Source organism: Enterovibrio nigricans DSM 22720, assembly GCF_900167155.1.
Taxonomy (GTDB): domain Bacteria; phylum Pseudomonadota; class Gammaproteobacteria; order Enterobacterales; family Vibrionaceae; genus Enterovibrio; species Enterovibrio nigricans.
The window spans coordinates 21000-33868 of record NZ_FUXU01000031.1 but is presented as its reverse complement, the minus strand read 5'-3'; the positions used below and the strand labels follow the sequence as shown (position 1 = coordinate 33868).

11 protein-coding genes are annotated in these 12869 nt (G+C 48.3%); 4 read left to right on the top strand and 7 right to left on the bottom strand.

Annotated features, from left to right (window positions below):
* Positions 1–20: 20 nt before the first annotated feature.
* Entirely contained in the window at positions 21–851 is an 831-nt protein-coding gene (iolB, locus tag B5D35_RS12385) for a 5-deoxy-glucuronate isomerase (protein WP_078752885.1), read from the bottom strand.
* 157 nt (positions 852–1008) lie between these two features.
* On the opposite strand from iolB, the gene B5D35_RS12380 reads away from it, so the two are divergent.
* A complete protein-coding gene (locus B5D35_RS12380) occupies positions 1009–2196 on the top strand; it encodes a phytanoyl-CoA dioxygenase family protein (protein ID WP_078752884.1) in 1188 nt (395 codons plus the stop codon).
* Positions 2197–2221: 25 nt separating this feature from the next.
* Here B5D35_RS12380 and B5D35_RS12375 read toward each other — a convergent pair whose 3' ends face one another.
* From B5D35_RS12375 to B5D35_RS12350, 6 genes are all read right to left on the bottom strand, one after another.
* On the bottom strand, positions 2222–3061 hold the full coding sequence (locus B5D35_RS12375; RefSeq protein WP_078752883.1) for a MurR/RpiR family transcriptional regulator: 840 nt from the start codon (positions 3059–3061) through the stop codon (positions 2222–2224).
* 129 nt (positions 3062–3190) lie between these two features.
* On the bottom strand, positions 3191–4228 hold the full coding sequence (locus tag B5D35_RS12370) for a LacI family DNA-binding transcriptional regulator (protein ID WP_244556581.1): 1038 nt from the start codon (positions 4226–4228) through the stop codon (positions 3191–3193).
* Positions 4229–4407: 179 nt separating this feature from the next.
* A complete protein-coding gene (locus B5D35_RS12365) occupies positions 4408–5376 on the bottom strand; it encodes a sugar ABC transporter substrate-binding protein (RefSeq protein WP_170915174.1) in 969 nt (322 codons plus the stop codon).
* 139 nt (positions 5377–5515) lie between these two features.
* Positions 5516–6319, bottom strand: a complete 804-nt coding sequence (locus B5D35_RS12360; RefSeq protein ID WP_078752881.1) for an ATP-binding cassette domain-containing protein — start codon at positions 6317–6319, stop codon at positions 5516–5518.
* A 39-nt stretch (positions 6320–6358) separates the two neighbouring features.
* Positions 6359–7504, bottom strand: a complete 1146-nt coding sequence (locus B5D35_RS12355) for an ABC transporter permease (RefSeq protein ID WP_078752880.1) — start codon at positions 7502–7504, stop codon at positions 6359–6361.
* A 72-nt stretch (positions 7505–7576) separates the two neighbouring features.
* Positions 7577–8467: a TIM barrel protein gene (locus B5D35_RS12350; RefSeq protein WP_078752879.1), complete on the bottom strand. Its 891-nt coding sequence runs from the start codon at positions 8465–8467 to the stop codon at positions 7577–7579.
* 303 nt (positions 8468–8770) lie between these two features.
* Between B5D35_RS12350 and iolD the strand changes: the two genes are divergently transcribed.
* From iolD to iolC, 3 genes are read left to right on the top strand one after another with little or no spacing between them, the layout of a single operon-like run.
* Positions 8771–10624 (top strand): 3D-(3,5/4)-trihydroxycyclohexane-1,2-dione acylhydrolase (decyclizing), encoded by a 1854-nt coding sequence (gene iolD, locus B5D35_RS12345; RefSeq protein ID WP_078752878.1) that lies wholly within the window; start codon positions 8771–8773, stop codon positions 10622–10624.
* Between the two features lie 24 nt (positions 10625–10648).
* Positions 10649–11824, top strand: a complete 1176-nt coding sequence (locus tag B5D35_RS12340; RefSeq protein WP_078752877.1) for a Gfo/Idh/MocA family protein — start codon at positions 10649–10651, stop codon at positions 11822–11824.
* Positions 11817–12869, top strand: coding sequence for a 5-dehydro-2-deoxygluconokinase (gene iolC / locus B5D35_RS12335; RefSeq protein WP_078752876.1), 1053 nt, complete (start codon positions 11817–11819; stop codon positions 12867–12869). The genes B5D35_RS12340 and iolC overlap by 8 nt, the downstream gene beginning before the upstream one ends.

Here is a 12869-nt window from a genome sequence, read left to right as displayed (position 1 = left end):
AATTTACGACATGACAGAGGTTACACGGGGTGTTTCTGCGCATAGACAGGGCTATTGACCCATTCATGATCGCTTTCCCATGTAAATAGCCATTGGCGAACAGGGCCCGCCATCACATTGAGGTAGTAACTGTCGTACCCTGCTATCGTCGCCACAGGGTGATAGCCTTTCGGCACCATAACCACATCACCGTCATACACCGCCATACACTCATCTAATTCACGATCATCGGTATATACCCGTTGAATACAAAAGCCTTGAGCAGGGTTCAGACGGTGGTAATAGGTCTCTTCCAGTTGAGTTTCATGAGGCGGAGCATTTCTGTCATGCTTATGACTGGGATAAGAACTGGTACATCCTTCGTCTGTGTACACCTCTACCACGAGTAAGCTGTCAGCCTCTGCGGTATCGGGCAAAATATTATGAACATAACGCTTGTTGTTCCCTGCCCCTCTGGCTTCAGCACCAACGCTTTCGGGCCCTATCACACGTGAAGGATATGTCCCTTTCCCTGGTGCGCGACACACGGCCAATTCCAGCATTGATGTCGCTATTAACGAAACGCTGTCACCCGCAGTGACATACACCGAGTACGGTTTCTTTCTATCAAAGGGGCCATCTCTGTCCCCCAGCTCACCGAGTGCATTTCCGTTCAGCGTAAAATTCGCACGTCCACCAACAAGCACGAGACATATTTCTTCATCTGGCGCAGCAGAAAATGAAAGTGATTGCGCGGCTTCAAGTGTATATACCTCAAAGCCAACGTGCTTCCAGCCCGCAAACTCCGGCGTAATATGTTGAAATCGCCCATGAATATCCAAAGGTTTTCGCTTATTCAGTAATTCAGACATTTAACCTCCTTGTCTGTCCTTTCAGGTACATCGTTCAAGCTCGATTAGCCAATAATAGAACATTTTTTTCAGTTCTCACTATTTTGAAACTAACATTTCATTTTAATGTTAAAGTGAAATAAAGGATTGGAACGAAAAAACAAGCAGGAGATGGGAAATGCAAAATCATTCAGAGCCTAATGCGTACCACACCGAACAGGCATGTAACCTTGATGAGTTCAGCCTGTTTTGCGCACGCACAACACAAAAAAAACACTACCCTCTGGCGACAGACATAACAAATAACATCTTGATTTATAATGGCTCTGACATCATCAACGACCTTTCAGACACGCGAGCCTATCAAGAAGAATTTGCGCGAGCATTGCTCAATGGTCCCGGCGTCATTGCCATTAAAAACTTCTTTCAAGATGCAAACGCGATTGACCGTATGAGTGCCGTGTTTGAACAGATATTGGAGGTAGAAAGTGGGTTTGGGGCCGGTGACCATTTTGGGGCAGTCAGTTCACGGTTTAGCAAAAACGCCCAAGCTAACGGACGTATCTGGAATGTGTTTCAAAAAAGTGCCGATTCTGACCCTGAAACCTTTATTGACTACTACAAAAACCCGCTTTTATCTTGTGTAAGCGAAGCGTGGCTTGGCCCACATTTTCAAGTTACTGCGCAAGTGAACATCGTCAGACCCGGCGGGAAGGCACAGATATCACACCGCGATTACCATTTAGGCTTCCAGCAACCGGAAGAAACGTTACGGTATCCACTGCATAGCCAGCAGATGTCCGCCATGCTAACGCTTCAGGGTGCTGTAGCGCATAGCGATATGCCTTTGGAAAGTGGCCCAACAAAGCTATTGCCTTATTCTCAACTCTACCCACTTGGATATGTCGCTTACCATCAAAAGGACTTTCAAGATTACTTCGAAGCACATTGTGTGCAGGTGCCTTTGGAAAAAGGAGATGCGGTCTTTTTCAACCCCGCTTTGTTCCATGCAGCAGGTGCCAATCTCACGTCAAACTTACATCGCTGCGCCAATTTATTGCAGATATCTTCCGTATTCGCAAAGCCGATGGAAACGGTTGACCTCGCACACATTTCCCGCACGATTTATCCTTCACTCTCGGCACTTTGGGATTCAGAACACTTGAGTAGAGAAGAAAAACGAACAATAACCACAATCGCCGCTGACGGGTATTCTTTCCCAACCAATCTGGATATCGATCCTCCAATTGGCGGGCTTGCACCAGAAACCATGGAGGCATTGCTCGTTCGTGCTCTCGATGAAAGGCTTGAACCGGCGAGCTTTGAGCGTGCTTTAGCGAAGCTGCTTGAAAAGCAGCGCGCTTAATTTGAAGGGAAGTCGAAAGGAATGCTTACACAGTTTCCTTTCGACTTAAACGAAACGCGAGTGAAACAACAAGACTTTGCGAAAGACAAAGGCTCGCTGTTTGAGAACGAAATGATTCCACCTCGGCTTCGTTGACCAAAAAACAAACATCGCTGGTTAATGCCAAAGGGCTTAATTGACTGTCGGTGATCACGATTTGCTTTGCCTTAGATTTATTGGCGTTTTGGCACAAGGTAACCGTTTCGGGAGAGTACGGTGAAAAACTCGCCGCAATGAGCACATCGTTTTCATTGATACGGCTTAACTGCTCAGCCCCCATCCCACCAATGCTATCAACGAGAATGACCTTTCGTTCGAGATGACACAGCCCATAGGCGAGGTAAGATGCGATGCTGAATGCTCTTCTCATCGCCACAACATAAATGGTCTCTGCGTTTTCTAAGAGGTCGACGGCATGGTTCAGATCTTCGTCTGACATCGTTGTCGTGAGTTCTTGCAATGCCAGGGAATTAGCATGAACAAATTGATTCAGCACATCGGAAGGTGTTTCTCCCCAATCGGTATTGTGTTCTTCGCGCTGAATGAGCTGTGCGCGCTTGGTATAACTGGAGGTTTCTTCTACCAACTTTCGACGAAACAGCTGTTTCATTTCATTAAAGCCGCTGAAATCAAACGCATTGGCAAAACGAATCAACGTAGAAGGTGGAACATTGGCATGGGCGGCAATCACGGCAACGGTATCAAAGGCAATGCTATTTGGGTTGTCCAAAACATATTGGGCAACCTGTTGTAATCGCTTACTTAACCTAGGATAACGCTGACGGATTTGTAACTGAAGTTCGGCCAGATGATTTGCGGTTGCCATGAGATTCCCTATCAAAAATGAACCAAGGAAGTGTAATACCTTCGCACTAATTTTGAAATAAACATTTTACATTCAGAACAACCCCGCCACGTTACGTTTCAGGGCTCTGCATTCACGAAGACGTTTGACTTACTTTTTCGTTGAACCACGAACCACAGCCTCGCACGGCAACGTAATAGAACGCGGGGGTAAATTAGAATCCGAAATATGTTCAAATAACGCATCAATCGAGCTTTGGATCATTTGCTCGTTAGGTTGCCTGATTGTCGACAGGTTGTAAGAACGACTCTTCGCCAAGCGAATGTCATCCACACCCACAACACCCACGTCTTCCGGTACACGAAAGCCCAACTCATAACGCAGTGCATCCATACCGCCACATGCCATGATGTCATCAGCAAAAAATAACGCGTCCGGTTTTTCTGTGTGTTGAAAAACGCGCAGTGTTGCATCGAATCCGGCGTCGTAGCTAAATTCTCCACCTTCAACAACCTGCCACTCCTGACAGCCCCTCTCCATCAATCGTGCGATGAAGCCACGCTGACGATCAAGCGTTGCAGATGTACCAATCGGCCCAGCCACGAATGCTGGCTTTAAATATCCCGCATCAAGTAACATGTCAGCCGCCATATTGCCTGCCAGTACATTGTCACAGCTTACGATGGTCACACTGTTTTCACTCGAATCTCGGCCAAATATTACCACTGGGGTATTTTGGGAGCGACATGCGTCTACCAGAGGTTGAGGCAGCGTAGCTGAGGTTATAATCAGCCCATCTACGTTGTACTCCATTACAAGCTCTACTGCCGCTTGAATATCCATGTCACCATCAACGTGGATCAGTAAACTGTGACAATTTCGTCTTTGAATTTCCGTCGTGAAGCGCGAGAGAATCGGCAAATAAAACGGGTTATTAAAGTCCGTCATTAATATTCCCACGAGACTGGAACGGGACTTTATTCCTCTTGCGAGACGGTTTGGTTTGTAGTTTAAGGAAGCCGCAGCTTTAAATACTTTCTCCCGAAGAGGGAGAGAAATACTCGCTTCAGGGTTGAATGCACGCGATACCGCAGAGACAGAAACGCCCGCAGCTTCCGCGACCTCCACAACCGTGACCTTTCGTTTTTTTTGAATTTGTGTGGATTCATCCTGAATTTGTTTGGACATACGCATTCCCGCTTAAAGTATCATCCTTTGCCCTAAAGGCACTGGCTTTATCTTAATGAAATTATTTGTGATTGCACACCACCAGAGCTGCTGGTTTTGGGGCATTTTGAACTTTCGAGACTGTAAAAGATCACCGCAGCCATCAAAGGGGGAGATGACTGCGGCGACCGTGCTATTGATTAACGGTATTCACCTGCAAGTTTCTCAACCAATTCAACATTTTCTGCGGTAACAAAGCCCGGACCAGAGTTGATGTTGTTCGATGGCGTAATGCCATAACGGTTGTACAGCGTCAGTACCATGACAGGAATATAGCCTTGAAGAAATGGCTGTTGGTCAATGCCCCACTGGATGTTGCCATCTTTAATGCCTTGTGCAATTTCGCCACTCAAATCAAACGTACCAAAGTAAATTTTTCCAAGTTGACGATTTTTTTCAAGTGCACGAATAGTAGGGTGTGCAGACGTTGGACCCAGAGTCAGCACTGCATCAGTATCTGGGTTGGCACGGAGGTATGCCATGACTTTTTTCTCGATACCAGTAGGATCTTGAGCTGAATCGATCATCTGGCTACCAAGTTCAACACCCAGGCCATCGGCGAAGCCTTGACAACGCTCAACAGACGCAGGATTCGTGATGTAGTGGTTTACACATACAAACGATTTAACACCGTCTTGCTTAGCACGCTTGCCCGCACCAAAACCTGCATCGTATTCTGGTTGACCGACGTGGAGGATCGCACCCACGTCTTCACTTTGCTGGTGTGTGCCTGAGTTAATGGTGACAACTGGAATGCCTTTTTTCTTTGCTTTTTCAAGTGGCCCTTTCAATACTTCATAGTCAGCAATCGTCGTGATGATACCATCAGGGTTTGACGCAACAGCTTGCTCGATAATACGTGCCATATCAGCCAAGTCACCCGTTGTAGGGTTACGGTATTCCACTTCGACATCTAGTTGATCACCCGCCGTGTGAATGGCGTTTTTGATCGTGTTCCACCAAGAGTCTGAATCCGGTGCGTGGCTCACTAATACAATGCGCTCGCCATCAGCAAGTGCAGTACTGGGGAGCATAACAGCCGCACTGGCTGCTATTGCTAACACAAGGACGGACGCTCTCTTTGCTACAGATTTAAGTAGGGTATTCATCCGGTGTTCTCCAAGTTACTTTATTATTTATTCCATGGCAGGTGCATTCCTGCTACCTGCTCTGTTAAGGCAATACTTTTTGGGGATGCCTTTGCCCATTTGCTCTTCTTCCAATATTTTCTTTTCTTGCAATAAAAGCTTAATTCGCTGTCGCAGTATCTGCGCGTTGGAACTCAGCTAATTCTGCTTCCAGAGATGCCAGCTCTTGTCCACCAGCCATCATTTCCAGAATCTCTTCTCGGGTGACGTCTTTCTTCAACCATGAGCCCATACTTTTCCCTCGGTTTAACAGCGTAAATCGGTCGGCTATCGGGTAAGCATGGTGAACATTGTGGGTAATGAGAATGACGGCAAGCCCTTTGCCTCTGGCGCGTGCAACCACTTTCAATACGTTGGCCGACTGCTTCACACCCAGTGCCGCTGTCGGCTCATCCAGGATGAGAACCTTTGCGCCGAAATGTATCGCACGAGCGATAGCAAGGCATTGACGCTCCCCGCCTGACATGGTGCCAATAGGATGCTCTGGGTCGCGAACATCGATACCCATTTCTGCCATACCAGCAGTCGCTATTTCATTGGCTCGCTTAGTATCAAAGACGTCGAACGGTCCGATCTTTTTAGTGAGCTCTCGCCCCATAAAAAAGTTTCTTGTCACGCTCATTAAGGGGACGAGCGCGAGGTCCTGATACACTGTCGCGATACCCGCATCCAGTTCATCACGCGGTGAGTTAAACGTGGTTGGTTTCCCGTTCATCAAAAACTCACCTTCAGAGGGTTTATGAACCCCAGCAAGTGTTTTGATCAGGGTGGACTTTCCTGCACCGTTATCACCAAGCAGGCAGTGGACCTCACCCATTTTCACTTCCATATCGATATCTTGTAGTGCAATTACTGAACCGAAGTAACGGCTGACTTTCTTTAGTTCTAGGATGTACTCTGACATGTTCACTCTCCTGAAATCCGTTTCTTTGTTTGTCGTTACCTATCGCGCGCTGGTTACTTTCTTGCGGATAAAGTTATTAAACAACACTGCGATAAGGAGCATGACGCCAAGGAACACGCGGAACCAATCCGAGTCCACCCCTGTGAAAAAGATGCCCATCTGAACCACACCAAAAATCAGTGCGCCAAAAAAGGCGCCAATAACAGAGCCATAACCGCCCGTTAATAGCGCCCCACCAATGACTGCTGCAATAATCGCTTCAAACTCTTTAAGCAAACCACGGTCAGCGGCTGCAGAGCCAAACTCCAATACCTGACACGCAGCAAACACCGTCGCGCAAAAAGCGGTAAACATAAACAACATGATTTTGACTCGACCTGTCGGTACACCGACATTCTTGGCGGCATTGGCATCACCGCCAGAGGCGAAAATCCAGTTACCAAAACGCGTTCGTAATAGGACAAAAGAACAAACAGCCGTCAGCAAGAACCACCAAACCACGACCATAGGAATACCGGAGACAATGGGGGAGCCATCAGAATACGTTTCAATCCACCCAACGCTGGCAAGCCAATTAAAGAATCCAACCCCTATCTCTCCGCCGAACATTGCAGCTAACCAATCACCTTCCGCGAGATTTCCAACGCCGGATATAATGGTTTTGTTCGTCAGCGCAATCGACATAGCGATGGTAAGACCACGTAAAATGAACAAAAAAGCGAGAGAGACAATAAGAGAGACAATAAAAGAAGGAAGGCCCGTTCGTACGACGATATAGCCGTTAATGAACCCCACCGCCATTGCGCCAATAAACGCAAAGATAATTGCAGCCCAGACAGGCCAATCCCAGTACACAGCGGGTATCGCTATCATCATGCCGGCAAAACCAATCATTGAGCCTATTGAAAGGTCAAATTCTCCAGCAATCATCAATAAACAGGCACCCACGGCAATGATGCCAAGTTGAGCAGATACCACGGTCCAGTTGACCACGCCGTCGGCATTGAACATGCCTGAATCCCAGGCAACTAACGCGAAAAATGCAAAGACGAGAATCGCCCCGGATACTGAACCTAATTCTGGCCGTGACAGCAATCTGTTGACCGTTGAGACCTGTCTGACGCGCTCATCACCCGGCGCGAGTTGTTTTGAATCTGTCCCTGATTCGGCTTCTTTTACCGACATACTTCCTCCACTTTCCTTTTGTGATTGGGCCATAACGACCCAATTTTTCACTGCTCCAACGCAGCGGCTCCATTAAGCAATTACTGTTTTCTCAATAAACATGCGGCTTTTTTCAGCGTCTGTTTTGGCATCACTTTTCGCGGCAGGATCTGTGTCCTGCTCTACGGTGACCCAACCTTTGAAATCAATGTCTATTAAAGTTTGTTTAACCTCCTCAAAATCGACACAGCCCTGTCCTAACGGGCAAAAAATATTGTTTCCAATCGCGGTATAGAAATCCGTCCCTGATGCGACAGAGTCTGCCAATACGTTTGCGTTGATATCTTTAAAATGAAGGTACTTCACTCTGTCTTTATAGGTTGTGAGTACTTCACTTGGGTCCATACCTGCATACACACAATGTCCGGTATCAACACAGAGAGACATCAGCTCAGGGGGCAAATCTCGCATGGCTTTATCAAGTTCATCGCGATACTCAATAAAGGTGCCAGCATGCGCATGAAGTGTGGGGATCACGTCATACTGCGCACAGATCTCGCCGACACCCCTTAAGGTTTGCATCATCTCTTCCCATTGCGCATCGGTCAGTCTTGTGGCTGTTTCAACTTGGCCCGCCTGATCGGTTCTGGGAGAAGAAACGTGGTCGATAACGACCAAATACTTTGCTCCCTGCCCTTTCAGGATTTGGCACGTGACATGCGTTTTTTCAAAAATAGCCTCACGCTCTTCTGGGCGATGCAGGTAAACAAAAAGTGTTCCTGCAATAAGCCCCAAAGATCTCGATGTCAGCGCGTTATTAAGCACATCTTTATCGGTCGGCAGATAGCCTAAAGGGCCAAGTTCCGTTGCACCGTATCCCGCACCTGAGATCTCGTTTAAAACGGTTTGCCAAGTAGGGTTGGCCGGGTTATCCGCAAATTCAATACCCCAAGAGCAAGGCGCATTCGCTATTTTCAGTTCCAAAGAGGCCTCCTAATTGCCTTTCATCCTTCATTGCCTGTTCCCTTTCGGCGAATGGAACAAACCTTCATTCACACAACAAAACATGGAATTTAAATATTCGTTAACACGCTATAAACAATTATGGTAATGATTTCACTTTGTCAAACAACCAAGTGTCTCAAAACTGCGCAATTTGTGGATGAACAGCAAAGTAAAATGAAAAATGAGGTGCAAATCAGGTTTTTCAATATTCACAGTTTGAAAACATTTTCATTACATGACTACTATTAACGCAAATAAGGAAAACTAGCGGGAGATTCCAGGATGGGAACAGTAAGACTCACAACAGCACAGGCTTTGGTGCGATACCTAGCCGCTCAACAAATTGAAATAGACGGAGAGGTCACTTCCCTGTTTGGGTGCGCATTTGCGATATTTGGTCATGGGAACGTGACGTGTCTGGGACAACAGTTGTACGAGAACCAATCAGTGTTTCCGACATGGCGCGGTCAAAATGAACAATCGATGGCTCACGCTGCCATTGCTTACGCCCGTGCAAATCAACGCAGACGAATTGGCATTGCAACGTCATCTGTCGGCCCTGGCGCAACGAACATGGTGACCGCTGCGGGTGTTGCCCACACCAACCGCCTCCCACTGTTGCTGTTGTGTGGCGACACTTTTCAGTCACGACTGCCGGATCCTGTCCTTCAGCAAACAGAGCACTTTTCTGATCCATCACTGACAGTAAACGATGCGTTTAAGTCGGTGACACGTTTTTGGGACCGCATCAACGCACCTTCGCAGTTGACCGTGGCGCTGCCACAAGCCATCGCGACCATGCTTGACCCCGCAGACTGTGGGCCAGCTCTCATCGCATTACCACAGGATGTGCAAGGCGAAGCGTGGGACTTCCCTGAAAGTTTCTTTACCCCCACCGTGCATCGTATTCGTCGCCCTCAACCCGAAGATATTGATCTGGTACTTGCAGCGAAAGCCATAAAAGCGGCGAAACGCCCACTTATCATTGCTGGCGGCGGCGTATTTTATTCAGGTGCAAGAGACGCGTTGGTCAACTTTGTTGAAAAGCACCAAATTCCCGTTGTTGAAACCATAGCTGGGCGCACTCTACTGCCCGATGCGCACCCACTAAATTGCGGCCCTATTGGCGCAACAGGTTCAAACAGTGCAAATCATATGTGTCATGACGCCGATTTGGTGTTGGCCATAGGGACGCGTTTACAAGATTTCACCACAGGTTCTTGGACAGTGTTCCGAGACGAAAACATGAAACTTATCAGCATTAATGCGGGCCGATTTGACGCCAATAAGCACAGAGCGCAATCCATCATTGCAGATGCGAAAGCGGCCATTGAGCAGTTAGATGAAAAGCTCAACGACCATCGCGTCGATCACGCTTGGGTCGGAAAAGGGCAGGAAGAGAAAGCGGCGTGGACAAACATCGTCAATACCCGAATGACGGCAACAGACACAGCGTTACCCTCATACGCGCAGGTCATCGGTAAAGTTAGCCAACTGGTAAATGAGGGCGATCGCGTGATCACCGCTGCTGGCGGTTTACCGGCAGAACTTAACATGAATTGGCAAACCACCTACCCCTATGCATTAGGCATAGAGTTTGGGTTCTCGTGTATGGGTTATGAAGTTGCCGCGGGTTGGGGTAATAAAATTGCACGCCCTGATAACGAGTCGATCGTCATGGTCGGAGACGGCTCCTACCTGATGATGAACTCCGACATCTACAGCTCAGTCCTTACCGGACACAAAATGATCGTGGTGGTGTGTGACAACGGCGGGTTCGCTGTGATCCGTAAACTTCAAACCAACACAGGTAACGTCGCATTCAACAATCAACTCGAAGATTGCACATCTGTACGAGATTACGCGTTACCAAGGGTTGATTTTGTCAACCATGCCAAAAGCCTTGGCGCACACGCGGAGAAAGTCACGCAACTGCAAGATTTTGAAGCCGCATTTGCACGCGCGAAAGCAGCAGATCGTACCGCCGTACTCGTGGTCGATATCGATGACACCGTGTGGTCATCATGCGATGCCTGGTGGGAAGTCGGGCTTCCTCAAGAAACCGATGACCCAAACATTATAGAGGCACGTGATAAGTGGGAACAGGGACGTCAACACCAACGTCGTGTCGTTTAACATTAGCGAAAAGGAGAGCGTGAAATGTTTAATGAAGAAACGCAACTGAACGCCCCCATCCGTTGGGGAATGGTCGGCGGCGGAAGAGGCAGTGAAATCGGTTACTCACACCGTGCCGCAGCACAGCGTGACCGCCTTTTTATCTTTGTCGCCGGTGCACTGGATATTGATCCAGAGCGCGGACGTGATTTCGGGACAAAGTTGGGGCTAGACGCTGAACGCTGTTATCCGGACTACAAGACACTTTTTGCAGAAGAGGCCAAGCGCGAAGACGGTATTCAGGCTGTGTCTATCGCGACACCAAACGCCACCCACTACGAAATCGCTAAAGCTGCGCTGGAAGCGGGCTTACACGTGGTATGTGAGAAGCCCGTTACCATTCATGTCGAAGACGCTTTAAAGCTTAAGGCGCTGGCAGAAAAGCAAAACAAAATGCTGGCGGTCATGTACGGCTATACCGGATTTCCGATGGTGCAACAGGCAAAAGAGATGGTTAGACGTGGCGACATCGGCGCAGTCAGGGTTGTTCAAATGTCCTTTGCCCACGGATTTCACAATACCGAAGTGGAGAAGGACAGCCCGGGGGCGAAATGGCGAATGAACCCTGAAGTCTCGGGCCCTAGTTTTATCATTGGTGATTGCGGAACACATCCCTTCTATATGGCTGGGTTGATCACAGGGTTAAAAGTGAAATCCTTAATGTGTTCTCGACAAAGCTTCATCGCCTCCCGCTCACCCCTTGAAGACAATGCACACATCGTTTTTCAATTTGAAGGTGGCGCCGTCGGGACCTTGTGGGCCAGTGCTGTCAATTGTGGTTCGATGCACCAACAAAAAATTCGCATTGTGGGCAAAAAAGCCAGCCTAGAGTGGTGGGATGAATACCCGAATCAACTCAGGTACGAAATTCAAGGGGAGCCTGTCCGTATTTTGGAACGCGGCATGGGCTATCTGCACAATGATGATCTGGGTGTCTCTGCAAACCGCCAAGGTGGCGGACATGCCGAAGGCTTTTTCGAATCATGGGCGAACATCTATCACCGCTACTCGCTGGCAATCGACGCTTTCGAGCGTGGCGACAGCGACTTTTTGGAAACGCATTGGTACCCCGACATCAATGGCGGTATCGAAGGTGTGAAATTGGTAAACGCCTGTGTGAAATCCGCGGATAACGGCGCGGTTTGGGTGGATTATGACTGATTCCATTCACCTGTCAGATTGGCATTCCAATGCCAATCGACCTCTCGATGTAATTTGTCTGGGTCGCGCAGGTGTCGACTTTTATGGCAACACTGGCGGTGCTGATTTCATCCACGAGTCAGGCTTTAAAAAGTGCGTAGGAGGTTCGTCCGGCAACGTTGCTGTTGGACTTGCCACACTCGGTGCTCGGGTAGGCTTTATCTCTTGTTTGTCTGACGATGCGCATGGCAACTATGTACGGCACTACATGACAGACAAAGGCATCAACCTCGATGGTGTGTTCACGCTAAGTGGAGAGTATCGGACCAGTTTGGCGATCGCTGAGCTACGCCCCGAGCCTGATGTCGTGATTTACCGAAACAATGCTGCAGATCTGGCACTAAATACAGGCCACATCAACGGGGACTATCTGGCTTCGGCACGGTGTCTTTTTGTCACGGGAACAGCATTGTCAAAAAGCCCGTCACGAGAAGCCACCTTGCATGCAATGCAAACAGCGCAGCTCGCCGGTACGCTCGTGGTGCTTGATCTCGACTACCGTCCATACTCGTGGGCATCTTCTGATGATCCGCCGCATTTCTATAAACTCGCGGCCTCTTTTAGTGATGTCGTCATCGGCAATCGAGAAGAGTTTGAGGTAATGGGCGTGCCGTTTGATGTGAAAGAAAACCACATCAATGCAGCGTCAGAACTGTTAAGCAGAAACACAGAACTCGTGGTTGTAAAAGCAGGCTCTGAAGGCTGTGATGTCTTTGGCTTGGATATGAACAATAACCTTGTCAGCCTCTCTCAGGCGATCTTTAAGGTCGACGCACGTAAACCGTATGGCGCAGGAGATGCCTTTGCTGCCGCTCTGTTATTCGGCCTTCTCAACCATCAATGTTTAGAAGACGCTGTTGCTATGGGGGCAGCAAACGCCGCCATCAATGTGATGGGCGACACATGTTCAGATGCGATGTCTGAACTTGGGCCTCTACAAACATTTATGCAGCAAAGAGGCTACCAAGTTGCAGGACGCAACCCGCCTATTTCAAGGAATGAATAA